Raw genomic sequence first — 26,051 nt, forward strand, 5'->3', positions numbered from 1 at the left:
GCAGGGATTGTTCAGCAGGGATTGTTCAGCTCATTGCGCCGGCATCGGCACGGCCAGTTGTGACACGTCCGGTTGCTGCATCGTGCTTTCGCGTCGATGCAGACCATGCGCGCCGTGGCCGTGATGTTTGCGCACGAGCCGCGACATCCGTTCAAGCCCCGCATAGTAGATTTCCGGCTCCAGCCCGTCCACGCTCGCTTCATTGCGCATCGTCACGCCGTCCAGACCGCCGTGCTGCACGATTCTGTGCAACGCGCGTTCATGCCAGCCGCGTTCGAGCAGCGGCGCGAGTTCGGGATGCCGCATCGCGTGCATCGCGCAGACGAGCGCGTGCGCACCCCAGTTCGACGTGCCGGCCACCACGAGTTCGTCCGTCGCCACCGTGCAGGCGATGTCGGGTCCGTGGTCGACCACGCCTGCAATCGCGAATTCGGCCACGCGGCCCATGCCGATTTCGTTGCCGCCGTCACCTACGCCGATCGTATGCAATTGCATGGCTGTGAGCTTGCTTAACGGCGCCGTCCACTGCGCGATGTTCATGCCGCGCATGTTACGCGGGTCTCCATCGCGTGCCGGTCCGACGCGTTCGATGTAGATCAGCGTGTCGATCCGTTCAGCGTTGGCCAGGTCGATTACGTGGTTCATCCACCCGTCGAATTTGTCGCCGATTGGAGCGGTCAACACATGGTCGTCGGGCACCACGCCGCGCGCGCTTGGCCGGATCACGGCATCGCAATATTCGTCGGTCACGAGCCATGATTCGCCGCCCATCGCGTTGAGCGCCGCGCACACTTCCAGCGCGCCGAGCGGTCCGTCCGTTTCAGCTGCCGGATGTTCGGCTTGGGGAATGTAAAATCCTGTCACCACGAGCGCCCGCGCCGGCTTGCCGACGGCCAGGTGCCGCGCCGCGCGGAACAGGTCACCGCTCGCGAACGTCATCAGTGTTTCCGACCCTCGTCCCACGTCGCGTGCGGCAAGCCGGCTCAACGCGTTCACGCGCGGCAGGAATCGAAAGCTCGTCAAATAAGCAAGGCTCGACGTGTTCGTACCCATGGGTTGCCTTTCGTTATTTTTTGTTATTTCCGCTATTGGTCCATAGGATTCATGCCCCACGCCGCCACCGTGCATACGGCCTTATTGCACAGTTCCGATGACTGCATCAAACGCGAGGCTCTGACCAGGTTGTGCCTGGCAATGCAACATACCGTCGGTTGGAGCGGTGACCGTCGTCTCCATCTTCATGGCTTCCATCACAGCGAGCGCATCGCCTTCATGCACGCTTTCGCCGTCTGCAACAAGCCATCGCACGAGCGTGCCTGTGATTGGCGCATGGATGGCGCCGGCTGGTTCCGTTGGCGTTTCTGGCGGGGTAGCAGACGTGGCGGTGGTAGCGCCAAATCCTGTGAATTGCACTGGCATGCCAAGTTTCATGCGTTTGCCATCGAGTTCAATCCACGCTTCGACCATCGTGTCGGCTGCGCTGCGCGCACCCGGCGCACCGGAAGCCAAGTCGTTCGGATCGGACACGCTCGGCAACAGTTCTTCCTCGATCCAACGCGTGTACACGTTGAATGGCACAGTGTTGCCGTCATCGTCGATTCCCGTGAATGCGGGGGAGTGCAGCACGAGTTCGTCAAACGCTTTGACCGTGGGCACGCCTTCAATATGCAGTTGTTCCAACGCGAATCGTGCACGGTTGATGCATTGGGTTCGTGTGGGCGCCCAGACAATGAGCTTGGCGAGCATCGAATCGAATTGTTCACTAATGCCTGATCCGTCCGTCACACCCGAGTCGAAGCGGATGCCCGGACCCATCGGAATGCGCATTGATTCCACGACGCCTGGGAACGGCACGAATCCCCGTGACGGGTCTTCGGCGTTGATGCGAAACTCCATCGCTGTGCCGCGTGTGGCGCCTTCGCGCATGACCGCGCATACGCGCTCCACAGCCGCGCCTTCAGCCAGGTCAAGTTGCGCGATACCAAGGTCGATGCCCGTGGTTTGTTCGGTGACCGGATGTTCCACTTGGATGCGCGTATTGACTTCCATGAAGCTCATCGTGCCGTCGGGATCCACGAGGAACTCGACGGTGCCGACTCCCGTATAGTCGGCGGCTTTGCAAATGTTGACAGCCGCTTGCATGAGCTGCTGTTCAATTGCCGCATCAAGATACGGCGCTGGCGCTTCTTCAATGAGTTTCTGATTGCGCCGTTGCAGTGAACAGTCACGCGTGCCAATCGCACGTACTGCGCCCGCATGGTCGGCCAGGATTTGCACTTCCACATGGCGTGGCCGCGCAAGGAACCGCTCCACAAAACAGTCGCCGTTGCCGAAGGCGCTTAGCGCTTCATCAGTGGCTTGTTGGAACGCTTCGGGTATGTCGTCAATAGTGTGCACGACTTTGAGTCCACGTCCGCCACCACCATATACGGCTTTGATCGCGATTGGCATGCCATGGCGTTGGGCAAAATCGACGACTTCGTACACGTCATGCACGGGCTCGGTCGTGCCGGGCGCCATCGGTGCGCCGACTAGTGCAGCCAAACGGCGCGCCGCGACCTTGCTGCCGAGCAAACGCATGGCCTGCGGTGAGGGACCAATCCAGACCATACCCGCATCAATCACGGCTTGTGCAAAATCGGCGTTTTCCGACAAAAACCCGTAGCCCGGATGCACGGCATCGGCATGCGCGGCCTTGGCCACTGCGATAATGCGCTCAATGTTCAAATACGATTGTGCGGGCGTCGTGCCGCCGAGCGCATAGGCTTCGTCGGCCAGACGCACGAACAGCGCGTTCGCGTCAGGTTCGGCGTAGACGGCTATGGCCGTGCGGCCGCTCGTGCGGCAAGCGTCAATGATGCGTACGGCGATTTCACCGCGGTTGGCAATCAGGATGCGTTGCATGTCAGCTCCGTTTCTGGCAAGGGGGTTGGGGACGCGCATGTGGCGGCAGCGGAAATCACAGCACAACAACTCGCATGAGACGAGGGTTTGAGGCGGAACTTGACGAGCGCTCCGGCTGGCAGTTGAGCGGCCGTATTGATCGACGTGTCGTCGAGCACGGCGATGACGGGGTAGCCGCCCGTGACGGGCTGGTCACGCAAGAACACGATTGGAAGCCCGCTGCCCGTAACCTCAATCGAACCGGGAATCGTGGCCTCACTGGCCAACTCGCGCGCATCCGTACGTTCCAGTGGCTCACCTGCCAAACGCAAGCCGACGCGGTCGGACTGGGCCGTGACACGCCACACTTGACTGAACAACGAAGCCTGACCGGCCTTCGTAAACCAGTCGATGCGCGGACCCGGCGTGACAGTCAACTCGGTAACCGCATGAGGTCGCGGCAGTGAAGTCGACCAGGCTCGCGGCTGTGCCGGACTGCAGGAAGCCACGCTCGTAGAAGCCCTGATATCAACCGTGTCAACACAAAGCGTGTCATGCGGCTGCAATGGGGAAGGACCCAAACCGCTCATTGTGTCGGTGGACGACGAATTAAGCGTGCGACGCGCTGCAAAACCGCCTTGCACAGCCAAATAGGCACGCACTCCCGCAACGGGTTCGCCAACACTCAAGCGCTCGCCAGCCTTGAGCAGGAACGCTTGGGGATGCGTCAACGTGGTGTGTTGGCCGTCACTGTCGATACTCAACGGCACGTGGGCGCCCGCAATGGCGAGCGTAACGTCCGTCAACGCTTCAAATTGTGCGCCGGCACCAATGATTTCAAGCGCAACGGCGTCATGCGCGTTGCCCACAAGCTCATTGGCCAGATGAAACGACGCGCGGTCGGCCGCGCCCGAACCCGTCACACCCAGTTGCGCCGCGTGCCGACCTTCATCCTGATATGTGCACAACAGTCCCGGACGGATCACGGTAAGCACAGGCGTGGCGTGTGAAGGCGCGGATGGCGTGCTGGCGGACGATGCGGCGGGAGAGGATGTGCTGCCAGAAGGTGTGCTGACGGATAATGGAGTAGCAGACGATGCAGCGTCGTGAGGTGCGGGCTGCTGCGCATGCACCTGTTCGCGCACCGCAGTGAACTGCACGTCGTCGCCGGGCTGCAGCAACGCCGGATGCTCGTGGCTCTCATCCCACATCGGCAGCGACGTGACGCCGATCAGCTGCCAACCCCCCGAACTTTCACGCGGATAAATGCCCGAAAACGTGCCGGCCAACCCCACAGCGCCTTGCGGCACGCGCAAGCGCGGCGTGGCACGCCTCGGCACGTCAAACAACGCGTTGCCGCCCGTCAAATAATTGAATCCCGGTGCAAACCCCGCAAACGCCACGCGCCATGGTTGCGCCATATGCCGCTCAACCAGATGCTGCACCGAACAATGCAACAGTTGCGCCACATCGTCGAGATCCTCACCGTTGTAACACACGGGCACTGTAATCTGACGGTGCGCACGCTGGCCGCTTGCGTCCACATTGATTGAGCGTATCGCCTGGGCCACGGCATCGGCCGTGGTACGCAACGCATCAAACTCCACAAACACCGTGCGCGCGGCAGGCAGCAACAATCGCACATGCCGCAATGCGAATCCATCTTGACGTTCATGCGCCTGCTCCATCGCTTGACCGATTGCGTCATGCCAAGCCAACGCCGACTCGAGATCAGGCAATTCGAGCAGCATGCCATGCTCGGAACACGGCAGGAACCGTGGTGCGCTGTTTGATGCAGCCAAGGTTTCAGCTGCGCATCGGGCGCTCGCCGTGCTCGTCATCGGCTTTGCTCCATGAATGAGCAAATCGTGATGCCGGCTTCGTCGAGCTTGGTGCGAATGGCCTGCGCCATGGACACAGCCCCTGCGGAATCGCCATGCACGCATACGGAATCAGGCTGCAAATGCACGATACTGCCGTCAATGGCTTGTACGGTGCCGGTTTGCACCATGCCGAGCACACGTTCGGCCACAAGATCGGGATCATGCAGCACAGCGCCTGGTTCGCGGCGTGATACGAGCGTGCCTTGTGGCGTGTATGCGCGGTCGGCGAACGCTTCGTGGAACACGGCAATGCCATGCTCGCGTGCAATACGCCCGACTGCCGAACCGGGCAATGTCAGGATCGCCAACGACGGATCAATGCGTGCTATGGCTTCGACCACAGCCAGAGCATGCTGCTCATCGCTGACAATGCGGTTATAGAGCGCACCATGCGGTTTGACGTAGCGCACTTGCGTGCCGCAACTGGCGGCCATGCCTCGCAACGCCGCCAGCTGGTACATCACATCGGCGTGCAGTTCATCGACTGTCGCACCAACGTAACGTCGGCCGAATCCTGCCAGATCGCGATACGCCACATGCGCTCCGACCGTGACATCGTGGGCTTGGGCATGACTCAGTGTGTTCAGCATGTGCACAGGGTCGCCGGCATGGAATCCGCATGCGATGTTGGCGCTGGAGACCACATCGAGTAATGCCGCATCATCACCCAGTGTCCAACGGCCAAAGCTTTCACCCATATCACTGTTGAGATCAATCGTGCTCATCGCATTCCTTTCCATGAATTGTGCACAGGTAAATGTGGTGTGGTGGCTCACACCATGTAGTCAAGATTGCGTTTGCTTGTGATCAGCATGTGGCCTGGCGCATGCGTGATCGCGAATTCCGGTTGCGAGGCCATGACGACGGCTTGAGGAGTCACGCCACACGCCCAAAACACGGGCACATCGCTAGGTTCGAGAATCGGTTCATCGCCATAGTCGGGATGCGCAATATCGCTGATGCCAATGGCTGACGGGTCGCCCACATGCACGGGCGCGCCATGCACGGACGGGTACCGGCCCGAAACCTGCACGGCTTGGGCCACTTGGGACCCTGGAATGCCACGCATCGACACGACCATGTTGCCGTGGAAATCACCTGCCGGCTCGCAAGGAATCGACGTGTTGTACATCGGCACGTTACGTTTCGCGTCGATATGGCGCACGGCAATGCCATGATCCATCAGCGGAAATTCAAATGTGAAACTGCAGCCGATGACGAACGTGACGAGGTCATCGCGCCAAAAGTCCATCAAATCAGGCACTTCGGCAACCAACTTGCCGTGCAGCCAAATGCGGTAGAGCGGAACGTCGGTGCGGATGTCGGCTCCTGGGCACGTGCGCGGCAACGTGCGGCCCGGCTCCATGACTTCCAACAGCGGGCAAGCTTTGGGATTACGCAACGCAAACAGCAGAAAATCAAACGCCGCATCCTTGGGCAGCATCATCAAATTGGCTTGCGCATAGCCGTGGGCGATACCGCAGGTGGGCAGCACCGCTCCCTGACGGAAAGCGAGACGGGCCTCTTCGGGCGTACTGGAAGAATGAAGGTGAATCATGACAATGCCTTTCCCCTATGGGCGTGTCTGGTACACATCGTGAACATGGATATCCCGAACCCTAGAGGTGAAATTCGTCAGTTAGCTTCCAACGGTGTGACGAGTGCGTTTCCGAACTGCTACAGCTACCACCCCTGGCGAAACACAGGGCGGTTAGGTTGGCAAACGAGTCCGCTTGCCACGAGTCTTGACAGGTCTTGACGTGTCTTGACGTGTCTTGACGGGCGTGCGGGCAGGACTTCGGCAACAAGCGCTACGGAAAGGGCGGTTCCATGAATTCGATTGTGCTGGCGATGGGCAATGGCAAAGCGATGTTCGGTGACGAGAAGGTGTCGGACAGTGAGTTGTTGACGTTTGTGGATCCGCACGGAGCCAATATCAACGCGTTCGACCTGTCCGTGCTGCGCGGCGATGGTATTTTTGAAGCGACGACCGTGTGGAAGGGATACCCGGTCTCGCTGGAAAACCACCTGCGGCGACTCGCGAACTCGGCGGCCATGATGGACATGCCGACGCCCAATATGGACGCGCTGACGCGGGGCGTGGAGCAAGTGATTGAACAATACGACGATCCGGAACCCGGTCCGCTGCTGCGCATCATTGTGTCGCGCGGACTGGATGAAGGCACGGGCGTGGGCAAAGCCGCGCAACGCGTGCCGACCGTGTTCATGTTCCTCGACGCCAAGGGAACGTTGCATGAGACGGATCCGATTTCAATGGCGTCGATGACGCGCGGATACCCGTCCGACATTACGTCGCGCGCCCCCTGGCTGCTCAATGGCGCGAAAACGCTGAGCTACGCATTCAACTGTGCCGTGCACCGCGAGTGCGACCGACGCGGCGTCGGTGATGCCGTGCTCTATACGGAAGATGGCTACACGATGGAATGCCCGAACTCGTCGATCGTGGCGCGCTATGGTGACATGTTTGTCACACCTGACCCGTCAATCGGCATCCTTCATGGCACGTCACAGCGCGAACTGTTCGCGTGGGCCCAGCAGGAAGGCAAGAAAATTACGTACCGCAAGCTGCCAATCGAGGAACTGCGTGACGCTGACCGGCTTTACATGGCGCATGGCGGGTGGGTGATTCCCGTCAACGAACTTGACGAGCGCTCCTACGACTACGATGCGGCTGAAATTGAAGCGATGAACGACGCGATCCATACGGGCCGCACGCATGACGATGCGCTGAACATCGCGCCGTCGATGGCGGCGTGATTGGCCCAGCTGGGCTGATGAGTCTTGAACGCTGGGACTTGGTCGGTGGTTCCTGGCCGCTGGTGCCGGAACCTGATGCCGAATATGCGGCGCGTCTGCTGTACAATGCAACGCGTACCCGCATGCTGTGCAGGAGCAGCCATGCCAGAGAGAAAAAGGTGACCATTATGGCTGTGAAAGAGACGATCATTGATGGGGAGGACGACTGGCAAGACGACGAAACGCGTGATGCCGTACGCAAGATCACGTCGTTGCGTCAGTCCATCGACAACGTTGACATGGCCATAATTGCGTTGCTTGCCGAACGGTTCAAATACACAGCCCAAGTCGGTCTGCTCAAAGCGCGCGCCGGATTCGCACCGGCGGACTACAAGCGCGAGGATTTCCAGATGGAACGGTTGCGTCGTCTTGCCGCGGACGCGGGGCTGGACCCAGACATTGCCGAAATGTATCGCGAATTTGTGGTCACCGAAGCCAAAAAGCGCCACCAGCGTATCGCAGACGCCGGCGACGATCCGGGCGTGCTCGACATTTTTGCTTGATACCCGCTGAACAGTCGGGCTGAACAGCTGGACTGAACGCCCGGGCTGAACGGTCGGCTCGCGCAGGAGTGTTGGGCCGGAGCGAGGCGGGGCGTGATGGCGGGCGCGATACCGAGCGTGATAGCGACTGTGATACCAAAAAGGTGGGGTGGTTTGAGCCGAACTGGCACAAACCACCCCACCTTTTGCCATTGATGCCGAATTCTTGCCCAAACTGTAGTTTTCCTGACCAGGCTGGTAAGCGGAGCTACGTTTTTGAGCCTGAAACTGCGTCTTTCCTGACCAAGCTGGTCAGGGGAGAGACATTTCCTTCCCCCAGATCGCATTTTTCCTGACCGGGCTGGTCAGGTGGTTTACGTTTCTTCCCTAAACTGCGTCTTTCCTGACCAGGCTGGTAAGAAAAACTGCGCTTTCTAGTTCGAAACTGCATCTTTCCTGACCAGCTTGGTCAAGGGATTGACGTTTTCTCCCTCCAAACTGCATCTTTCCGTACCAGGCTGGTCAAGGGATTGACGTTTCCTTCCTCCAAACTGCATCTTTCCGTACCAGGCTGGTCAAGGGATTGGCGTTTCCTTCCTCCAAACTGCGTCTTCCCGTACCGGGCTGGTCAGGAAAGATGCAGTTTGGGCGTTGGAATGGAGCGCGGTTGTGCCGCGGGGGTCAGCGCACAATACGGATTGAGCTTGTGCTGCTGTTACTGCTGGCCGGATGGTATGCCTGAGTCGCGCTTGCGTTTGCGCGTGATCATGCTGGCCACCATCATGATGATGCCTGCAACGGCAGCCAGAAGCATGATTGTCAAGACGGTCAGGATATTGGCTCCTGTGGCAGCTGCCGCGCGCGGGTAAGAATGCGTGTGGGAGCGAACCGTGGAACTTGCGGGATACCTGCCAGAGCTGCTATTCGTGTTGCCACTGGGGCTGGTGTTGCCGGTATGGCCGCTGTTGCCGGGGCTAGCTGGCTGGTCGGGATTGTCGCCAGGGTGTTCGGGATCGGGCTGCGGTTCCGGTTGCGGTTCTGGGTCCGGCTCCGGTTCGGGATCCGGCTCTGGGGCAGGTTCTGGGGTCTACAAGCTTGCCGAACCATTGGAGAGCAGATGGGTTTGCCATTGTGGACAGTGACGAAGGGGGGCATGGGTACGTGGGGTGCGGGCAACGGCGTGGGAAAACTTACGAGGGTTGGCGGAAATACAACAGAAGACAGAAGGCAAACAGAAAAACAGAAGAAAAAAGGTCCCGCGCGTGGTGCACGGGACCTGAACCGGTTTACAGCGTCAGTTCTTGGGCTTCTTAGCCGGCGGTTCGCCGAGCTCGCTGGCCGTGACCGTGATGACAGTCTCAGCGGAACCCGTGGAATCGTTGCCGGCGGAAGCGGCGTTGTTGCCTGTCACAGCGGACGTGGCCACGCCGACGAGACCCGCAGCGGCGTTGGCGACGGTATCGAGCGCGGAGGACGCGGCGTTCGAAACCTGCTCCACAGCGTCGGAAACAGCGGGCAGCGGACCCTCCGACTGCAGACGGTCGATCACGGTGGAAGCGTTCTCGAGCGAGAAATCGCCGATCACGCGGCCTGCTTGGGCGATATCTCCAAGAGCAGCCTTGATTGACTCGCGCACCTGCGGATCGACAGCAAGCGTCACCGACTTGATTGGCGTCTTCATCGAAACCTTGGACTTCGACTTGATGCCACGCAGTGCGGCGAGAGCCTGACCCGCGTTGGCCAGCAAATCAGGGGAGACCTGGAACGCGGCCGTAGCATAGGGCAGCGGCTTCGGCCAAGCGGCACGGTGCACGGAACCTTCACCCGCGTGCATCCAGCTCCACACTTCTTCAGTGGCGTAGGGCAGGAACGGCGCGAGCAGGCGTGCGAACGCGTCGAGACCCATGCCCAAGGCCGTGCGTGCGGACTTGATGGCGGCTTCGGTCGGCTTGTTGCCGTGGGCGTCTTCAGTGCCGTAAGCGCGGTTCTTGACGAGCTCAATGTAGTCGTCGCAGAACTGCCAGAAGTAGCTTTCGATCACCTCGAGTGCCTTGGAGTGCTCGTAGTTCTCGAGGAACAGCGTGGCTTCGCGGATGACGAGCGCCATCTTGGCCATGGCGGCGCGGTCGAGCGGCTCGGTCACGTCCTCGGGATTCCAGACGGTGCTTGCGGCGTCGGCGACGTGATGGTTCTCGTCTTCACGGCCGATGGCCAGTGCGAATTTCGTGGCGTTGAGCAGCTTGATCGCCAGACGGCGCCCGATTTTCATCTGGCCTTCGTCGTACGTGGCGTCCAAGCCGAGGCGGGCGCAGGCGGCCCAGTAGCGCACGGCGTCGGCACCATACTTTTCGATGGGCTCGTTGGGCACCACAACGTTGCCCTTCGACTTGCTCATCTTCTTGTGGTCGGGGTCGAGAATCCAGCCCGACAGCGCAGCGTTGGCCCACGGCAGGCAGTTGTTCTCAAGCTGGGCGCGGTCGACGGAGCTGAACAGCCAGGTGCGGATGATGTCTTGGCCTTGCGGACGCAAGTCCATCGGGAACGTGGCGTGGAACAGCGCTTCGTTGGCCTCTCCCGGCTCGGCCCAGTGCGTGACGATTTGCGGCGTCAGCGAGGACGTGGCCCACGTGTCCATGATGTCTTTTTCAGCGGTGAAGCCGTTGGGCTGGTCACGCTGGTCTTCGGTGTAGCCTTCGGGCACATCGCTGGTCGGGTCGATCGGCAGGATGTCTTCGGACGGCGTCAGCGGATGCTCATAGTCGGGCTGGCCGTTGGCGTCGAGCGGATACCACAACGGGAATGGCACGCCGAAGAAGCGCTGACGCGAGATCAGCCAGTCGCCGTTGAGGCCGTGCACCCAGTTTTCGTAACGCACGCGCATGAAGTCGGGATGGAAGTTCAGTTCCTTGCCGCGTTCAATCAGCTTGGCGTTGAGTTCGGGATTCGTGCCGCCGTTCTCGAGATACCACTGGCGCGAGGTCACGATTTCGAGCGGCTTGTCGCCCTTCTCGTAGAAGTTCGTCATACGCTGCGTGGGCTTGGGCTCGCCGTCAAGGTCACCCGATTCGCGCAGTGCGTCCACGATGATCTTGCGTGCCGAGAACGTCGTCTTGCCTTCGATCTCGCCAAAGATGCGCTTGCCTTCTTCAGACGTGATCCAGTCGGGCATGTCCATGATGATGCGGCCGTTGCGCTGGATGATTGAACGTGTTGGCAGATGCAGGTCGCGCCACCATTCCACGTCGGTCATGTCGCCGAATGTACAGCACATGGCGATGCCGGCGCCCTTGTCTTTTTCGGCTGCCGGGTGGGCGAGCACGGGCACCTTGACGCCGAACAGCGGCGAGTAGACGAACTGGCCGAAATACTGCTGGTAGCGCTCGTCGTCGGGGTGGGCGATCAGGGCCACGCAGGCGGGCAGCAATTCCGGACGCGTCGTCTCAATGTAGATTGGCGAGCCGTCTTCAAAATGGAATGCAACCTTGTGATAGAAGCCCGGATATTCGCGCGATTCGAGCTCGGCCTGGGCCACGGCCGTCTGGAACGTCACGTCCCACAGGCCCGGCGCTTCCTTCTGATAGGCCTGACCGCGTGCCAGATTGCGCAGGAACGCCTTCTGGGCCACACGCTGCGGATGCTGGCCGATCGTGTGATACGTCTGCTTCCAGTCGACCGACAAGCCGAGCTTGCGCCACAAGGCCTCAAACAGTTTCTCGTCTTGGGCCGTGAGCTTCTCGCACAGTTCAATGAAGTTCTTGCGCGAAATCGGCACCTGGTCCTTGGCCTGGATCTTCTTGCCTTCGGTGCCTTCGAACGGCGGCACAAAGTCGGGATCGTACTTCAGGGACGTGTCCACGCGCACGCCGTAGTAGTTCTGCACGCGGCGTTCGGTTGGCAGGCCGTTGTCGTCCCAGCCCATCGGGTAGAACACGTCGAACCCGTTCATGCGCTTGAAGCGCGCAATGATGTCGGTATGTGTATACGAGAACACGTGGCCCACATGCAGGCTGCCCGATACGGTAGGCGGCGGCGTATCGATGGAATACACGGCGTCACGGTCGCGGGAATCATGGAACGCATAGGTCTGGTCGGTTTCCCATTCCTCGCCCCACTTGGTCTCGAGACCGTCCACGCTCACACGATCTGGAAGTGCGGTCAGATTCGCACTAATGGAGATATTGCGGCTATCAGTCATAGTTAGCTAGTCTATGGTTCCCAGCTGACATTGCGAGCGCCGGCCGGGTGGCCGTTTGCGGCAGTATTCCAACGTTTTTAGGGCGGCTGATTCGGGACTTCGCGACGTGTGGATGGCCACCGTCCGCCAGCCGTCGGCCGCCAGCCATCGGCCGCCGCTCTCCGCTCGCTGGCGGCCACCCGCTCGTCATTCGCCGCCCGCCAGCGGACCCCCACCGGCAGCCGCCTGCCAGCCGCCCGCCAACTGCCCCCGGCCATCCGCAAGCGCCCGGCCACCACCACTTGCGCCCATCAGTTACCGCCGCAAATCCGCAAGCGGCAGATACGTGGCCGTCATATTCGTTGGGTATCCCGAAAGCCGCGCCTTGGAAATCACAAAATCCTTGCGCGTGTAGAGCCATGCGCTGGCCGCATCTTCGCTGACAGTGCGCGCGAACGCCGACAGATGCTCGTTGAGGGTTTTCATATCAACGCTATGCATCGCGGCGGCATATTCGTCTTGCGCCTGCTTGTTCGTGTAATGGAACACGGAGTCGGCGTTGGCGAACTGGCGGTACGTGTATTGGCCCGTCAGCTGCATGAGCGCCATGTCATAATCGCCTTCATCCACACGCGACTGCAGCAAACCCACGTCGAGCACTTCCATGTTGACCGACCAGCCGCCTTCCTGCAGCTGCTGCGTGATCATCGTGCCGAGCTCCTGGTAGCGCGGCGGCACCAGAAAATCAACCGTGCCCACATATCCGGCGTTGAAGAATCCAAGCATTTGCCGCGATTTGGCCGGGTCATGCGGGAACAGTCCCGTCAAATCCTGATATCCGGGTTCGAGCGGCCCGATCGGACCTCCCAGCGCGCTGTATGCGTCGGGCATCGTTTGCGCAATGGCCGCCGTGTCAATGGCATAGCGCGCGGCTTTGCGCACCTGTTCATCCGAGAGAATCGACTTGGACTGGTTATTGAAGCCCACAATGATTTGCTGCGCGCTGACACCGGTGGTCACATTGAATGTGGGATTGTTCGCCGCTTCTTCGATTGATGAGGCGCGCGTGGGCAGCGCCATGTTGACTTCATCATTGCTCACGGCATCCACGAGTGCGGTTTCGTTGTCAAAATATCGCAGCGTAATCTGCGAGGCCTGGGCTGGCCGGCTCCAATACCGGCTGTTGCGCATGAGCACAATCGTGTTGTTCGTGTAGCTTTCGACCACGAACGGCCCCGATCCGGAGGCACTGACTGCGTAATCAATGTCGGTTTGTGCCGAATTGTAGACAATGCCCGCCCGACCCGACAGCGAGCGCAACAACCCCGCATTCGGTTCGTTCAGCGTGACCACGACGGTCAGTTCGTCGGGATTGTCGACGGATTTGATGCAGCTGAGCGCATCCGCACCTTGCCAGTGGTTCGTGATGATCTGCTGCAACGACCACACGACGTCGCTCGAGTTCAGGTCACGACCTGTGGCGAAACGCATGTTGTCATTGAGTTTGAACGTGTACTTCAGTCCGTCGCCCGACACTTCCCATTCCTTGGCCAATCCCGGCACGAGCGCGTTGTTGTTGTCGCGGCGCGTCAGTGTTTCATACACGTTCGCGAGCAACGCCTGTTCCACGGAGGATTGCGTGTTCGTGCGGATGTCCAGTGAGGAAGGATGGTCAGTCAATCCGACGACGAATGTGGTGTCGGATTGCACGGAGGTGACTCCCGACCGCGGCGCGTTGTGCTTCATCATCGAAACGCCGATCGTGCATAACACCGCCAGCACCACGATGACCACGGCGAACACGACCCAACGTCCCCAGCCCTGCTGTTCCTTCTTGCTCATGCGCTTCATTCTACCGGTATGCAGGCCAGACCCCCCGAACAGCGTTTGCCGGTCCCTGCGCCGTTCTCTGCACCGCCTGTCGCACCGTTCCCAGCACCGCCTGTCGCACCGTTCCCAGCATCGCCCGTCGCGCTGCTTGCTGCAACCTCACACCAGCGAACTTGGGCACGTCAAATTCAGCGGGCACTGCTCACACAGCGGCCTCCTCGCCTTGCACACGTTACGGCCGTGCAAGATCAGCCGGTGAGACAAATCCGTCCATTCGCTGGGCGGGAAGCAAGCCGTGATTTCCTGTTCAATCAGTTCGGGTTTGGCTTTGGGGTCGTTCCAGCTGGCACGCCAGTGCAGCCGGGCCGTCACGCGGATCACATGCGTGTCGACCGGGAACCCCGGCACGTGGAACGCGTTGCCGAGCACCACGTTCGCTGTTTTGCGCCCGACTCCGGGCAATGTGACGAGCTGTTCCATCGTGCCGGGCACTTCGCCGTCGAACTCGTGCACAATGGCTTGCGACAGTGCGATGATGTGCTTGGTTTTGGCGCGGAAGAACCCGAGAGGATGGATGATGTCTTCCACATCTTGCGGGTTGGCCGCCGCCAGTTCGTGGGCTGTGGGATACGCCTCAAACAGCACGGGCGTGGTTTCGTTGACGCGTTTGTCGGTGCATTGGGCGCTGAGCACCGTGGCAATCAGCAGTTCGAACGGCGTTGAGAAGTTCAGCGCGCATTTGGGGTAGGGGATTTCGTCGCAGAGCAGTGCATACTCGCTGTGCATCCGTTCCAGCCGTGCCGACTTCGTTTCACGCGCCATTCAGGATTCGTCGCTTTCTCCCTCGGGTGGGTCGAATCGGTAGCCGACGTTGCGTACGGTGCCGATCAGATGTTCGTATTCGCCGCCAAGTTTGGCTCGCAAACGGCGGATATGCACGTCCACTGTACGCGTGCCACCGTAATAGTCGTAGCCCCACACTTCCTGCAACAGCTGTGCGCGCGTGAACACGCGGCCCGGGTGCTGGACCAGATATTTGAGCAGTTCAAACTCTTTGTACGCCAGGTCGAGTGGCTGGTTGCGCATCGACGCCGTGTATCCGTTCGTGTCCACGACCAGTTCGCCGCAGCGAATCAACCCGTCTTCCGATCCGCCGTTCATGTCGGTGTTCGACGCGTAGTGCATGAACGTCGTTCCACGTTCCGACACGAGTTTGAGACGCCCTTCCACTTCTGCAGGGGAGGCTGTGTGCACAATCACGTCGGCCACGCCCCATTCCGCCGTCACGACGGTGAACCCGCCTTCAGTGAGCACGAGCATGATCGGCGTGGACAGTCCCGAGGCCTGGATCAGCCGGCACAGCGTGCGTGCCGTGGCCAGATCGTCACGCGCGTCGAGAAAAAGAATCGTGTTTTCCGGCATTTTTACGAGACTTGCCGCGTCCATCGGCAGCACACGCACGCGGTGGGAGAGCAACGCCAAAGACGGCAAGACGGACGCGGGATTGCTGGCGAACGTCATCAAGGTCAGGTCAGTCACTCGTCGTCCCCTTTGCTGATATGAAACAATCAGTGGTCTGTGGGTTCATTGTGCACCCAGTGTAGTGGGGAGGCGGTATTTCGCCAATGCCCTGTATGGAATGTGGTCATTCTTGCAAAATCCACTGTTTGCAAGTGGTAAAAGCTTTTATCGGGGGTCACTGAGTGAGGTCGTGCAATCGTTTTCACTTCCCGTTGCGACCCGTAGTTTCATCATTGGTATTTCCGTGGCGTCCCCCTGGCGATTCCTGCGCGCCCAATCACCGCCCCGCATACTGATGAGCATCGCGCCCAACCGGCTTATGCCGTGGTGTAGGCACAGGGCTAGATTGGAAACTATTGATTCAAGGAAGGAACACGCACATGGCATCCACCCCGCAGCAGCACGAGGAACTGACAACGGTCGAAGTGACTGGCCCTGCCGACCGCAAACCCTATGGTTGGCTGATCCTCGTGCAAGTCATCGCGTATGCGGTGCTGGTGTTGTTGTCGCTGATTCCATTCGGTTCAGGCGAGACCGCCAACTCGGTGGCCACCACGTTCATGACTACGGCCGTAGCTGCGCTGATTGTCATTGAAGCATTCACTTGCCCATACCGTGTCAATGCGTCGGGGCGTGCGATTGCCGTGGTGGCCGGATTCTTGGCATTGTTCTGTGCGACGACCACGTTCATGGGCAATGTCATGAACATGCGCGACGCGAACTCGCATCAATCGGTCATACTGAGCCAGTTGCCATGCTCATGGGCCGCAGGCGTTGGCGTGCTGCTGATTGCGTTGATCGTGGTCGCGTTCATCCGCCAGATGGCGCGTGAACACCGCACGAATCTGATTGAGCATCTGTCCAAAGACATCGCGATCAGTGTCACTTGCATCATGGCTTCAGGCTGGTGCTTCTTGCCGATGCTGCTGCAAAACATGGGCATGGCCAAGCAAGATGGCTCGACGACGCTGCGCATTGCCACGCTGATCATTGTGCTGATTGTGGTCGTGGCCGCTATCGCGTTGGCGGCGGCCGCTTATATTTGGCATCGCAGCGTGTCGGTGCCGAACCAAGTGCATTTGCCTTGGCTTGGCATGGCCCTGCTGCCCGTCATGCTCACGGGCGCCATCGTGGGTTTGGGTGCGTTGGGTATGGTGCTGTTGGGCTGACGAAGCCGATGGTCAATCGCCGATTATTCCCTGGCAGCTTCGGATTCACTGATGCGGCTCTTGGGTTCATCGGGGATGATCGGAAATGAATTTTTTGGAGCCGGACAAACCGGAAACCAATATTTCCAGTCCCCGAAACGCACGGCACCCTTGACGTCGGTGACATACATGAACGCGTCGCGCGGAATGACCGTATGGTAATCCATGTCACCGCGCGTGACGAGCTCGATGCCTCCCTCACGCAACGCGTCGTGCGCGGCTGTATAACAGTTGAACTCGAGCAGGTCGTAAGCCGGCGGATTTGCGCACAACTGTTCCACGTAAGCGTGAATCGAGTCGTACGATTCGGGAGCGAACGCCATGGCCAAAGCCGCATCCATATGCTCGTTCCAATAATTGCCGGGAGCGCCGTGAATAATCCAGCCTTGGGCTTGCTGAATCTGGTTGAACGGCTCGGGATCCTTGATCACAGCGACCTTGCCGGGGGCGCGCACGGCAGAACCATGCCGGTAAAACGAATACGTGGTGATCGGGCCGTTGACGCGGCCGAGGCCTAGCACACAATGGCCTTCGAGCCAAGCGGCCTGCATGTTGAAAAACAGGAACGCGTTGTAATAGTCGTCGGGCACCTGAACCTGCTCGTCGGCCGGTATGGCATCATGCTGCTGGATGCGGTGCTCGCGATCGAGGTCGACGCGCATGCGAAGTTGTGACAATGGTTCCATCCCGGCCTCCTTGCGGCTGCGTAACTTCCAAGCATAAGGCGTCAAGCTCGAAGCAGACGGTGAGGAGCGGCAATATCGCCGCAGAAGAACAAGAGCTGCGAGGATGCAAGGGGTGCAGGAAAACAAAGATTGGGTGAGAACAAGGGCGTGAAGGCAAGAACTGCAGAAGAAGTAGAGAAAGTAGAGACTGGAAAAACGAGGGCTCGGAAGAATGAGGTGCGCAGGGGAGCGGGAACCGCGGAAAACTAAGGAAACGCACGCGCATAAAAAAACCGCTGCACCACGGATGAGCGTGATGCAGCGGCGAACGAGAGATGGCGAGCCGGTCAGGGGGTGGCGAACGCGGCGAGTGTTATCAACGCGGCGGACACATTCCTGTGACGGGCTCGAACGCAATCAGTCGTTGTCGTCGGCCTTTTCTTCGGCCTTCAGGGAAGCGGCGAGGCGCTCGCGAGCAGCCTTGATTTCCTTCTCGGCAGTGGCGGCGTCGGCCCAGTAATCGCCCGGCATGACGTCCTTGCCCGGCTCCAGAGCCTTGTACTGCTCGAAGAAGTGCTTGATCTCAGCCTTGTGGAAGTCGTCCACGTCGTCGATGTCCTTGATCGAGTCGTAGCGCACGTCGGCGGGCACGCACAGGATCTTGTCGTCGCCACCCTCTTCGTCGACCATGTGATACAGGCCGACGGCACGGCACTCGACGATGCAGCCCGGGAACACCGAGTTGCTCAGCATGACGAGGGCGTCCAGCGGATCGCCGTCCTCGCCGAGCGTGCCGTCAATGTAGCCGTAGTCATCGGGGTAGCCCATGGCTGTGAACAGCGTGCGGTCCAGGAAGACGCGGCCCGAGGCCTGGTCGACTTCATACTTGTTCTTGGAGCCGCGCGGAATTTCCACGACCACGTTGAACGTATCTGCCATGTTAGGTTCTCCTTACGCAAACAATGGACTTTATGTGAGCCCCACAATACGCGCCGCGCCCTACCGAGGGGTGGGGCGCGGCGAAATTAACTAGATGGATGCTGGTGAGTGTTGCAGCGGTTGGTTTAGTACTGCACGCTCAGGATGTGAGCCACGTCAGCCCACGGAGCCAGCGACACGTAGTTGTCCCAGCTCCACTCGAACTCGTGTCCAGTCAACTCGTCCTTGACCTGGAACGGATGGTCGGTGGGCAGTCCCAGCTGGTCGAGGTCGAGATGGATGTTGGCGGGCTGGTCGTTGTTTGTATCCAGGTTGACGACCACGATCAGCGTGTCCGGCTTGCCCGTACCCGTGAACTCGGCCGGCGTGTGACGTACGAACGCCGTGATGAACGCATTGTTCGTCGGCAGCACGGTCAACGTGTGATAGCTGTGCAACGACGGGTGCTCGGCACGGATGCGGTTGAGCGAGGTGACGAGTTCGGCGATGCCCTTGTCTTCAGCCTTCGACCAGTCGCGTGCCACAGCCTGTTCGGTTTCGTCGATGACGGGAGCCTCAGTGCCTTCACGCTGCAGGTTTTCAACCAGCTCATAGCCGGCGGTGATGCCCCAGCTTGCCGATCCCATGGCGGCCAGTACGGCGCGAATTGCGAAGCCGGTCACGCCGTTGTCACGCAGGTAATCAGTCATGATCACATGCGACGCCGGCCAGAAGGAGCGGTGCTCATAGAATCCGGTTTCGCCGTTGGTTTGCGCCAAATAAGCGTCGAGCTCTTGCTTGGTGTTGCGCCACGGGAATTGGCAATCGGACTGCGTGAATCCGGCGTAGCCCAGCGCGCGCATGGCGGCGGGATGCGTATGGTCTTCCGCCAGGAACAGCACGCCCGCATGCTTTTTGGTCACGGCTGCAATCACGGACTGCCAGAAGCCCAGCGGCTTGCAAGCGGCGTTAGCGGCGCGGAACACGGTCACGCCAGCATCAGCCCAAGCCAGGAGCTGACGGGTCGTGTCTTTGTCGGTGTCCTTGGCGCCAGGAGTGATGTCGAGGGCGACTTCGAGACCCAGGTCATGAGCCTTTGTGCAGAACGTCTGCAATGCCGCCGATTCCGACTCGTTGTCGGGATCGGCCAAATTGGAGGCTTCGCTCGTGGGGTTCGTGGGTATGAATGCGGGCAGATGCACAATCGTGAAACCTTCGGCCTTCGCTCGTTGCAAACCGCTTGTGGACGAGCTCAATGTACCGGGGGTGATCGTGCCGTCGCCATTGGAAGTGGCGCCTTCCGACTTCGGGAAGAACGCGTACCACGAGGAGAAGCTCGACTCGGAGCGCTCCACGCGCAGCGGGCACGGGTGACTTGTAGCAACGTCATCACGCAGCGGATTCGACAGATGTAGCTGCTGAATCGCATCGGCTGTGGCGGCGGCCAGGCGCTCCTCAAACGAGAGAGTCGTGTCGGCGAGCTGCTTGGCGGCTGCCGTCAGTTCTTTCTTCTGTGCGGCATTGAGTTTGGTTTCCTTCGTCTTGGACCAACGCGTCAACAGTTCCACGCCGGCGTCAAGCACTGTGTTGGACACGATGTCAGCTGGTTTTTCAGTTTCGCGCAGCCATGTGGCATACGGGTCGCTCCAACCTTCAATCGTGAGGGTATGGGCGCCGAGTTGACGCTTGAGCGTGGCGAATTCATCGTCCCACGGCTTGCATGCGGACGGCTCTCCAGCCTGCAGCATGGCGGTGAATGTTGCCGTGTCGGCATCGGTGCAGGTCATCGGCACCGACTGCAAGATTTTGCCTCGCGCTGTGCTGAGTACTGCTGTGGCGCCGATGATGGCATCGCCATCAGCGACGACCTGGGCGCTGACCGTAAACGGTTCGCCGAGTGCCACGCGAGCGGGGAACATGCCGTTTTCAGCATAAGGAGCCACGTTGAGCACGGCGATGCGGCCGAACACGCCGGGTTCCGGCGCCGTGGTGGCGCTTGTGGACCTGGTGGTCTTGCGTGTGCGCGAAGTGGTTTTGGCGGACTTGGACTTGGTCGCTGCTTGAGCGGCGGAAACCTCGGCTACGCTCGAGGTGGCGGAAGCGGAATCGTGACGGCCAACCTCCGTCACTTCGTTAGTTGTTGGTGTTGTATCTACCATAGGCACATATTGTAGGGGGCAAGTGTTGCAACTCCGCCACATTGGGAAATATTTGAACTTTTTGGGCAACGGGTTGCATGGTGTGGCAAGCGTGATGGTTCTGGTGGCCTCGCGCGCAGCAGGCACACTCGGGGAGGGATGCGCTAATCGTTGGTATCACGGCAATCCACTGTTGTGCATAGGTGTGTGGATGAATCTCGGTTACGTTATCCACAATGCTATGCGTAGTAGGGATTGGCCATAGGGAAATGGCGGAAATAAAAGGAAACGAAAGTGACCACTATGTGGCGCAACATGGGGATAACCGCCAGCTGACGTGAGTTATGCACGGAAAATGTGTATAACGGGGGTGGGTGAGGAAGGAAGGGCGGTGGCGAGTTATCCACACAGCCGTGCCCGGCGACTTGGTTTTCCACAATGACAGCCTTGACTGGCACGGGGGTATGCATGCTTGCCAAGCTCGAGAGTGACAGTCTGCAGGCAGTAACGTGGCAGGCGTCCGCGAATCGAGAGGGCGGTTGGCCGGCTCTGGAGGCAGTTGCCAATCGAATGGCGCAATGGGGCGTCATTCATGCGGAAGGGAGTGGTCGTGAACGCAAAGGCAAACAACACAGGACGATCCTGGCGGCGTGTGTGCGCAATGAGGACGCAACACATATGGCGGGTGGCGAGGCGCGCAATCGCCTCGTTGGTGACGGCGTGCGCCGCGGTGGGCGTGTCGATGATTGGCGCGGCAAACGCGTGGGCCGTGCAACAGGTGTATCCGAACTATATGGAGAGCCGGCCGATTGTGATTGACGGAACCTCACATATGATCGGCAGACTCGCTGTGGACGATGACGGGGAAGCTTACTACTGCATATCGTTTGAAGACAAAGCGGATTTCAAATTGGTCTCGTCGACCACTGCGCCCGACACGGATGAAGCGCGCCAAGTGGGATGGTTGTTGGCGCAATACTCGAGAACGACGGGAGCGCAGATGCTGCACAGCGCGCTCGCGATCATTATTCATGACGTGTTTGATACGTCCACGAACCCCAACTCGTGGGTCGACTTGCGCAGTATGGTCGCAACGGCCATTCCCTCAAGCTTCACGAAAGTTGATGAAGTATTGCAGGAGGCGCAAGCCAATGTGCTCGACCATGCGTCAATCGACGTGCAGTTCAATCAGGAAACCCATCAGGGGCGGGTGATTGTTGATGTGTATACCAAAACGGGGCAGCGTCCTGCCAGCGGCAAGTTCACGGTGAAGCTGAGTGGACCTGCTCGATGGGTGGGGGAGTCGGAACAGAACGCTGTGGAGGCTGATGCGACGAAGCAGCTGACGCTCGAATGGGAAGCGACAGGCGATGGGGAAGTGAGTTTTGCGGTAGAGGGATTGCAGTATTCGGTACTGCTGTTTGAAAGCAAACAGAACTTTGCGCGCAGAGGCGAGCCGTATTACGTGCTGATGAAAGAGGCTACGGCGGCGGTGAACGGGCCGGTTGTGGCTGAACCGGAGCCGGGGGATAAACCAGAACCACAGCCGGAACCTGGGGATGAAGGGGAACCGGGAGGCGAGCCGGAACCTGAACCGCAGCCGGAGCCCGGGGATGAACCTGATATCGACAAGGAGCCTGATGTTGAAAACGGACCGGACGAAAGTGATCGAAGCGATGTGGATGAAGTTGGTAACACGGCACCCATTACAACGCAGACCAAGTCCAGTGAACAGGTGAGATCGGAACAATCCGCACAACCTCAGGCTGACGCGGAACAAAGCGCTCAACCATTGGCACAGACGGGATCGGGCATTGTTGAAGTGCTATGGTTGCTGGCGATTCTTGTGGCGACTGGCGCGTCGCTGATGGCGCTCGCAGGTTTTCATGTGCGCGATCAGAAGGGGTAGCGACGAGATGAAGGTTGCCGCGGCGCGTGTGTTTCCGTTGAGAGGCGGTGGTCAGTGAGCTCATGTCAGCGATTGAAGAGCTGGGGGAGATGCCCAAAACATAATAAGGAATCTCTTTTACGAGATTGACCATTTTATGAGATAGAAGCCTGTTTTGCGTGAAAGTAAGGCTAGGATAATCCGTGATGGTAGTTGCAAAGATTCCGTCACAACAATGATGTCTGTGTCGAAGTTGGTGTGGTTGCCGTCTCCTTTTAAAATGGTTGTGTGTTGCATGAACCGGCAGGATTTCGATTCATAGAAGAATCGATGCCTGCCGGTTCGTGTGTTTATGGCCTGGATGCGGTCTGCGAAGCGGATTGCTTGGCGTATTACGGAGCAGATTGCGCGGTGCAAGTTGGATCCGATAAGCCGTGGGAATCAGTCACGCCTGAACTGCGATTGTTGATGTGCCGCGTTTGTACCACGGTGGAACGTTCGCGATACGGATTCGGGTCGAAAATGCACGTGTTTGTACCACGGTGGTACAGACGCGGTCAAAATGGGCGGGAATCCGTACTGCGTTTGTACCGCGGTGGTACGGAGACGGTACGGATTGGGCTGAAAAGAGCGAAGATGTGCCGCGTTTGTACCACGGTGGAACGTTCGCGGTACGAATGCGGTATGGATATGAGGTTGGGGATGGGGGGCTGGGTGCTGTGGCTGTAGCCTCTAGGTGCGTGCCCGGTGTGGATTGTGCAGGTGGATGTGAGGGAGAGGCTCCGAGAGATGTGAGAGAGGTGAGAACGGTGCGAGGGATCAGGGAGAGGAGGGGTTATGTGAGAGGGGAGAGGGGATGTGGGAGAAGTGCGAACGGTGCGAGAGGTGAGGAATGAGGAAGAGGTGCAAGAGATAAGAGAGGGGCGGGAGACAAGGGAGGTGAGAGAGATAGGGGCAGTGGGTTTCCCTAATCGGCGGTGGAAATGGGGCCCGGGGCACGGAATAGGCCAGGGGCACGGAATAGGCCAGGGGCACGTAACAAAAAAGATCGGAAACCTTGTGGTTTCCGATCTTAGTGGTAGCGGGGCATGGATTTGAACCATGGACCTCTGGGTTATGAGCCCAGCGAGCTACCGAGCTGCTCCACCCCGCGTCGGTCGCTGTAAGCAACATCTCAATAAGATACGCTGTTCTGAACCCATGTCAACTCGGCGTGTCGCGTGCGGGGGTGCAACCTGCCGTCATGCCCCGAGAGTCCCGGCCCCCTTCGATTCCCGCTTTATGCGCCCATACCACTGTTCTCGCCTTGATTTCCGCCATCTGGCCTTTGGCAAACAACACCACCCCTTCTTGCCATAATGGCAGCATGCCTATTACGATTCCCAGCGGTCTGCCTGCACGCGACATCCTCGATTCCGAGCGCATTTTCGCGCTCGAGCAGCGTGACGCCGAGCGGCAGGACATGCGCCCGCTCAAGATGGTCATCCTCAATCTCATGCCCAAGAAAATCGAGACCGAGACCCAGCTGCTGCGCCTCATCTCGAAGAGCCCGCTGCAGACCGAGATCGATTTCATGCGCACTTCGTCCCACGAGTCGACTCATGTCAGCGCTGACCATCTCGTGAAGTTCTACGAGCCGCTGGAATCGTTTGAGAACAACTGTTACGACGGTCTTGTGGTCACGGGCGCGCCCGTGGAGCATCTGCCGTTTGAGAACGTGGACTACTGGCAGGAGTTCCTGCGCATCCTCGACTGGGCCAGTACGCATGTGTTCTCCACGATGTATCTGTGCTGGGGTGCGATGGCGGCCCTGCATGCCCGCTACGGCGTGCGCAAGGTGGATTTGGACACGAAAATGTTTGGCGTGTTCCCACAGTTCCTGCAAGACGAGTACTGCTTCCTGACCAACGGTTTCGATGAGATCTGCTTGCAGCCCCACTCGCGTATGGCCGGCGTCGACGAGCAAGACATTGCCAACCGTCCTGAGTTGCAAGTCCTGACTTGGGGTCCGCAGGCCGGTCCGGGACTCATCGCCACGCGCGACTTCAGTGAGGTGTTCGCGCTCGGGCACTGGGAATATGGCCGCGACACGTTGGCCGAGGAGTATCGGCGCGATCTGGACCGTCATTTGACGAACGTGCCGTTCCCCGTCAACTACTACCCGAACGACGATCCGTCAATAGAGCCGCTGTTTTCTTGGCGTGCACATGCCAATCTCTTGTGGCGAAACTGGATTAACTGGGTGTATCAGACCACCCCCTACGATTTGGCGCGCGTTCCTCAGCTTCGTGCCGCAGGCAAACTCGGCACCGACCGTTCCGTCCGTCACGCTCCCGAGTCCCCGCGCTTGGACAATTATGTTCCGTTTGGTGCGTGTGAATATGGGATTATTCCCCCCGAAGCGAACTGATGAAACGTTTTTCCACAGTAATGGCGAGACCGAGGCGTAAACCCGTGGACCGGCGCCGGCGTCCATAGCGTGCCGCTGTTGTGAACAATGCGACACGCCGATGGGATACGTCAAAGGTTGTCCACAAGCGGGCTGATAATCCAGTGAGCTGTTTGTGGAATCCCCTGTGATGCGCGTGCAATGCGTCGCTCATACGGGGGTTCATGCTTTTGCGATAGGCATCGCTTGAGGACATGCACTAGCCTGAAACTGGGCTGGTCACAGTTCTAGAATGAGACCGAGTTCGTAAAGAGCAGATAACCGAACCGACACATGGAGCGCTTAGCGTAGGTCCGGCTGTAAAGCGGCTGACTAGAGAGACTGTTTAGGAGGCATGCATGATTGGTGGTTTCGGTGGTGGTGCCGTGACACTCGCGGAGGCGACGATGGAGATGCCGAGCGTGCAGGACTTCCTGCCTCCCGAGATTCTGTTCCAAGGCACGCCGTTTGCCATCAACCGCATCATTTTTGTGCGCATCCTCGCCACAATCATCATGCTGTTGGTATTGGGCATCACGGCTGCCCGGGCCAAGGTGGTGCCAGGACGCTGGCAAGGCGCGATTGAATGGGTCGTCGACTTTGTCAAGAACAGCATCGTCTACCAAGTCATGGGCGAGGTGCGCGGTAAGCGCTATGTGCCGATGATCACGACAGTGTTCCTCACATTGCTCGTCTTCAATTTGTGTGGTGAAATCCCAGGCTTCAACATTGCCGCTTCGGCCACAATCACGTTGCCGTTGGTTTTTGCAATGTGGTGCTTCTGCCAGTATTGGATCGCTGGCATTCGTGAGAAGGGCTTGGGCAAGTTCCTCAAGGACGAGATGTTCCCGGCTGGTGTGCCGTGGCCTGTCTACATTCTGTTGGCCCCAATCCAGTTCCTTGAACTGCTCGTGATCCGTCCGTTCTCGCTGACAATCCGACTTTTCGCCAACATGGTGTCGGGCCATTTGATTTTGGCGCTGTGCCTGTCGGCTACGCAGTACTTCCTGATCGAGCTGCATAACTGGATGATGGGATTTGGTGTCATCACGTTTGCGGCCAGCATGTTCATGTATCTGTTCGAGGTGTTGGTCGGCTGCCTTCAGGCATACATCTTCGCAATCCTGACCACGGCATACATCAACATGAGCTATCCGGAACTCGACTGAAGTTGCACCGTGCGTGACTGTGCATGATCAACCTATACAGCCCATAC

At 59.3% G+C, this 26,051-nt stretch carries 18 protein-coding genes and 1 tRNA gene; 6 read left to right on the forward strand and 13 right to left on the reverse strand.

Annotated elements, in window-relative coordinates; all coding sequences use genetic code 11:
* Positions 1-30 precede the first annotated feature (30 nt).
* The 5 genes from BGLCM_RS03130 to BGLCM_RS03150 form a co-directional block, all read right to left on the reverse strand.
* Complete coding sequence (locus BGLCM_RS03130; RefSeq protein WP_148401483.1) at positions 31-1,053, reverse strand: DUF4392 domain-containing protein; 1,023 nt, start codon at positions 1,051-1,053, stop codon at positions 31-33.
* Between the two features lie 81 nt (positions 1,054-1,134).
* Entirely contained in the window at positions 1,135-2,904 is a 1,770-nt protein-coding gene (locus tag BGLCM_RS03135; RefSeq protein ID WP_006295861.1) for an acetyl/propionyl/methylcrotonyl-CoA carboxylase subunit alpha, read from the reverse strand.
* A complete protein-coding gene (locus tag BGLCM_RS03140) occupies positions 2,889-4,724 on the reverse strand; it encodes a 5-oxoprolinase subunit B/C family protein (protein WP_052295147.1) in 1,836 nt (611 codons plus the stop codon). Before BGLCM_RS03140 ends, BGLCM_RS03135 begins: the two co-directional genes overlap by 16 nt.
* Positions 4,721-5,491 carry a LamB/YcsF family protein gene (locus BGLCM_RS03145; RefSeq protein WP_044084739.1) on the reverse strand — a complete coding sequence of 257 codons (771 nt, stop codon included), beginning with the start codon at positions 5,489-5,491 and terminating at the stop codon, positions 4,721-4,723. The genes BGLCM_RS03140 and BGLCM_RS03145 overlap by 4 nt, the downstream gene beginning before the upstream one ends.
* 47 nt (positions 5,492-5,538) lie before the next feature.
* A complete protein-coding gene (locus BGLCM_RS03150; protein ID WP_006295858.1) occupies positions 5,539-6,324 on the reverse strand; it encodes a putative hydro-lyase in 786 nt (261 codons plus the stop codon).
* 272 nt (positions 6,325-6,596) lie between these two features.
* On the opposite strand from BGLCM_RS03150, the gene BGLCM_RS03155 reads away from it, so the two are divergent.
* Together BGLCM_RS03155 and BGLCM_RS03160 are read left to right on the forward strand one after the other, a co-directional pair.
* Positions 6,597-7,544: an aminodeoxychorismate lyase gene (locus BGLCM_RS03155; RefSeq protein ID WP_006295857.1), complete on the forward strand. Its 948-nt coding sequence runs from the start codon at positions 6,597-6,599 to the stop codon at positions 7,542-7,544.
* A 167-nt stretch (positions 7,545-7,711) separates the two neighbouring features.
* Positions 7,712-8,086 (forward strand): chorismate mutase, encoded by a 375-nt coding sequence (locus BGLCM_RS03160; RefSeq protein ID WP_044084838.1) that lies wholly within the window; start codon positions 7,712-7,714, stop codon positions 8,084-8,086.
* Between the two features lie 1,273 nt (positions 8,087-9,359).
* Here the strand turns inward: BGLCM_RS03160 and valS are convergent.
* From valS to BGLCM_RS03180, 4 genes are all read right to left on the reverse strand, one after another.
* The gene (gene valS / locus BGLCM_RS03165) at positions 9,360-12,260 is read right to left on the reverse strand and encodes a valine--tRNA ligase (protein ID WP_006295853.1); all 2,901 of its coding nucleotides are present in this window, start codon (positions 12,258-12,260) and stop codon (positions 9,360-9,362) included.
* A gap of 294 nt (positions 12,261-12,554) precedes the next feature.
* Positions 12,555-14,081, reverse strand: a complete 1,527-nt coding sequence (locus tag BGLCM_RS03170) for an ABC transporter substrate-binding protein (RefSeq protein ID WP_052295143.1) — start codon at positions 14,079-14,081, stop codon at positions 12,555-12,557.
* A 147-nt stretch (positions 14,082-14,228) separates the two neighbouring features.
* Positions 14,229-14,891: an endonuclease III gene (nth, locus tag BGLCM_RS03175; RefSeq protein ID WP_006295797.1), complete on the reverse strand. Its 663-nt coding sequence runs from the start codon at positions 14,889-14,891 to the stop codon at positions 14,229-14,231.
* Complete coding sequence (locus BGLCM_RS03180) at positions 14,892-15,608, reverse strand: winged helix-turn-helix transcriptional regulator (protein ID WP_044084742.1); 717 nt, start codon at positions 15,606-15,608, stop codon at positions 14,892-14,894. It lies immediately after the preceding gene.
* Positions 15,609-15,970: 362 nt separating this feature from the next.
* Here BGLCM_RS03180 and BGLCM_RS03185 point away from each other — a divergent pair, with 362 nt between their 5' ends.
* Positions 15,971-16,759 carry a hypothetical protein gene (locus BGLCM_RS03185; RefSeq protein WP_006295792.1) on the forward strand — a complete coding sequence of 263 codons (789 nt, stop codon included), beginning with the start codon at positions 15,971-15,973 and terminating at the stop codon, positions 16,757-16,759.
* A 23-nt stretch (positions 16,760-16,782) separates the two neighbouring features.
* Here BGLCM_RS03185 and BGLCM_RS03190 read toward each other — a convergent pair whose 3' ends face one another.
* The 3 genes from BGLCM_RS03190 to BGLCM_RS03200 form a co-directional block, all read right to left on the reverse strand.
* Positions 16,783-17,484 carry a hypothetical protein gene (locus BGLCM_RS03190; RefSeq protein WP_044084743.1) on the reverse strand — a complete coding sequence of 234 codons (702 nt, stop codon included), beginning with the start codon at positions 17,482-17,484 and terminating at the stop codon, positions 16,783-16,785.
* Positions 17,485-17,880: 396 nt separating this feature from the next.
* Positions 17,881-18,402, reverse strand: coding sequence for an inorganic diphosphatase (locus tag BGLCM_RS03195; RefSeq protein WP_006295790.1), 522 nt, complete (start codon positions 18,400-18,402; stop codon positions 17,881-17,883).
* Positions 18,403-18,527: 125 nt separating this feature from the next.
* Positions 18,528-20,540 (reverse strand): maltotransferase domain-containing protein, encoded by a 2,013-nt coding sequence (locus BGLCM_RS03200; RefSeq protein WP_006295789.1) that lies wholly within the window; start codon positions 20,538-20,540, stop codon positions 18,528-18,530.
* A 664-nt stretch (positions 20,541-21,204) separates the two neighbouring features.
* On the opposite strand from BGLCM_RS03200, the gene BGLCM_RS03205 reads away from it, so the two are divergent.
* Complete coding sequence (locus BGLCM_RS03205) at positions 21,205-22,428, forward strand: hypothetical protein (RefSeq protein ID WP_044084744.1); 1,224 nt, start codon at positions 21,205-21,207, stop codon at positions 22,426-22,428.
* A gap of 1,055 nt (positions 22,429-23,483) precedes the next feature.
* Here BGLCM_RS03205 and BGLCM_RS03210 read toward each other — a convergent pair.
* A tRNA-Met gene (locus BGLCM_RS03210) sits at positions 23,484-23,560 on the reverse strand.
* A 213-nt stretch (positions 23,561-23,773) separates the two neighbouring features.
* On the opposite strand from BGLCM_RS03210, the gene BGLCM_RS03215 reads away from it, so the two are divergent.
* Complete coding sequence (locus BGLCM_RS03215) at positions 23,774-24,817, forward strand: homoserine O-succinyltransferase (protein ID WP_006295785.1); 1,044 nt, start codon at positions 23,774-23,776, stop codon at positions 24,815-24,817.
* A gap of 377 nt (positions 24,818-25,194) precedes the next feature.
* A complete protein-coding gene (gene atpB, locus BGLCM_RS03220; RefSeq protein WP_006295782.1) occupies positions 25,195-26,004 on the forward strand; it encodes a F0F1 ATP synthase subunit A in 810 nt (269 codons plus the stop codon).
* Positions 26,005-26,051 lie beyond the last annotated feature (47 nt).

Origin of the sequence: Bifidobacterium gallicum DSM 20093 = LMG 11596 (assembly GCF_000741205.1) — a bacterium.
Taxonomy (GTDB): Bacteria; Actinomycetota; Actinomycetes; order Actinomycetales; family Bifidobacteriaceae; genus Bifidobacterium; species Bifidobacterium gallicum.

What these genes read in the sequence shown, in the direction of transcription:
- BGLCM_RS03130 (WP_148401483.1), bottom strand. Translation starts at nt 1,053, where the DNA reads ATGGGTACGAACACGTCGAGCCTTGCTTATTTGACGAGCTTTCGATTC.
- BGLCM_RS03135 (WP_006295861.1), bottom strand. Translation starts at nt 2,904, where the DNA reads ATGCAACGCATCCTGATTGCCAACCGCGGTGAAATCGCCGTACGCATC.
- BGLCM_RS03140 (WP_052295147.1), bottom strand. Translation starts at nt 4,724, where the DNA reads ATGACGAGCACGGCGAGCGCCCGATGCGCAGCTGAAACCTTGGCTGCA.
- BGLCM_RS03145 (WP_044084739.1), bottom strand. Translation starts at nt 5,491, where the DNA reads ATGAGCACGATTGATCTCAACAGTGATATGGGTGAAAGCTTTGGCCGT.
- BGLCM_RS03150 (WP_006295858.1), bottom strand. Translation starts at nt 6,324, where the DNA reads ATGATTCACCTTCATTCTTCCAGTACGCCCGAAGAGGCCCGTCTCGCT.
- BGLCM_RS03155 (WP_006295857.1), top strand. Translation starts at nt 6,597, where the DNA reads ATGAATTCGATTGTGCTGGCGATGGGCAATGGCAAAGCGATGTTCGGT.
- BGLCM_RS03160 (WP_044084838.1), top strand. Translation starts at nt 7,712, where the DNA reads ATGGCTGTGAAAGAGACGATCATTGATGGGGAGGACGACTGGCAAGAC.
- valS (WP_006295853.1), bottom strand. Translation starts at nt 12,260, where the DNA reads ATGACTGATAGCCGCAATATCTCCATTAGTGCGAATCTGACCGCACTT.
- BGLCM_RS03170 (WP_052295143.1), bottom strand. Translation starts at nt 14,081, where the DNA reads ATGAGCAAGAAGGAACAGCAGGGCTGGGGACGTTGGGTCGTGTTCGCC.
- nth (WP_006295797.1), bottom strand. Translation starts at nt 14,891, where the DNA reads ATGGCGCGTGAAACGAAGTCGGCACGGCTGGAACGGATGCACAGCGAG.
- BGLCM_RS03185 (WP_006295792.1), top strand. Translation starts at nt 15,971, where the DNA reads ATGGCATCCACCCCGCAGCAGCACGAGGAACTGACAACGGTCGAAGTG.
- BGLCM_RS03190 (WP_044084743.1), bottom strand. Translation starts at nt 17,484, where the DNA reads ATGGAACCATTGTCACAACTTCGCATGCGCGTCGACCTCGATCGCGAG.
- BGLCM_RS03195 (WP_006295790.1), bottom strand. Translation starts at nt 18,402, where the DNA reads ATGGCAGATACGTTCAACGTGGTCGTGGAAATTCCGCGCGGCTCCAAG.
- BGLCM_RS03200 (WP_006295789.1), bottom strand. Translation starts at nt 20,540, where the DNA reads ATGGTAGATACAACACCAACAACTAACGAAGTGACGGAGGTTGGCCGT.
- BGLCM_RS03215 (WP_006295785.1), top strand. Translation starts at nt 23,774, where the DNA reads ATGCCTATTACGATTCCCAGCGGTCTGCCTGCACGCGACATCCTCGAT.
- atpB (WP_006295782.1), top strand. Translation starts at nt 25,195, where the DNA reads ATGATTGGTGGTTTCGGTGGTGGTGCCGTGACACTCGCGGAGGCGACG.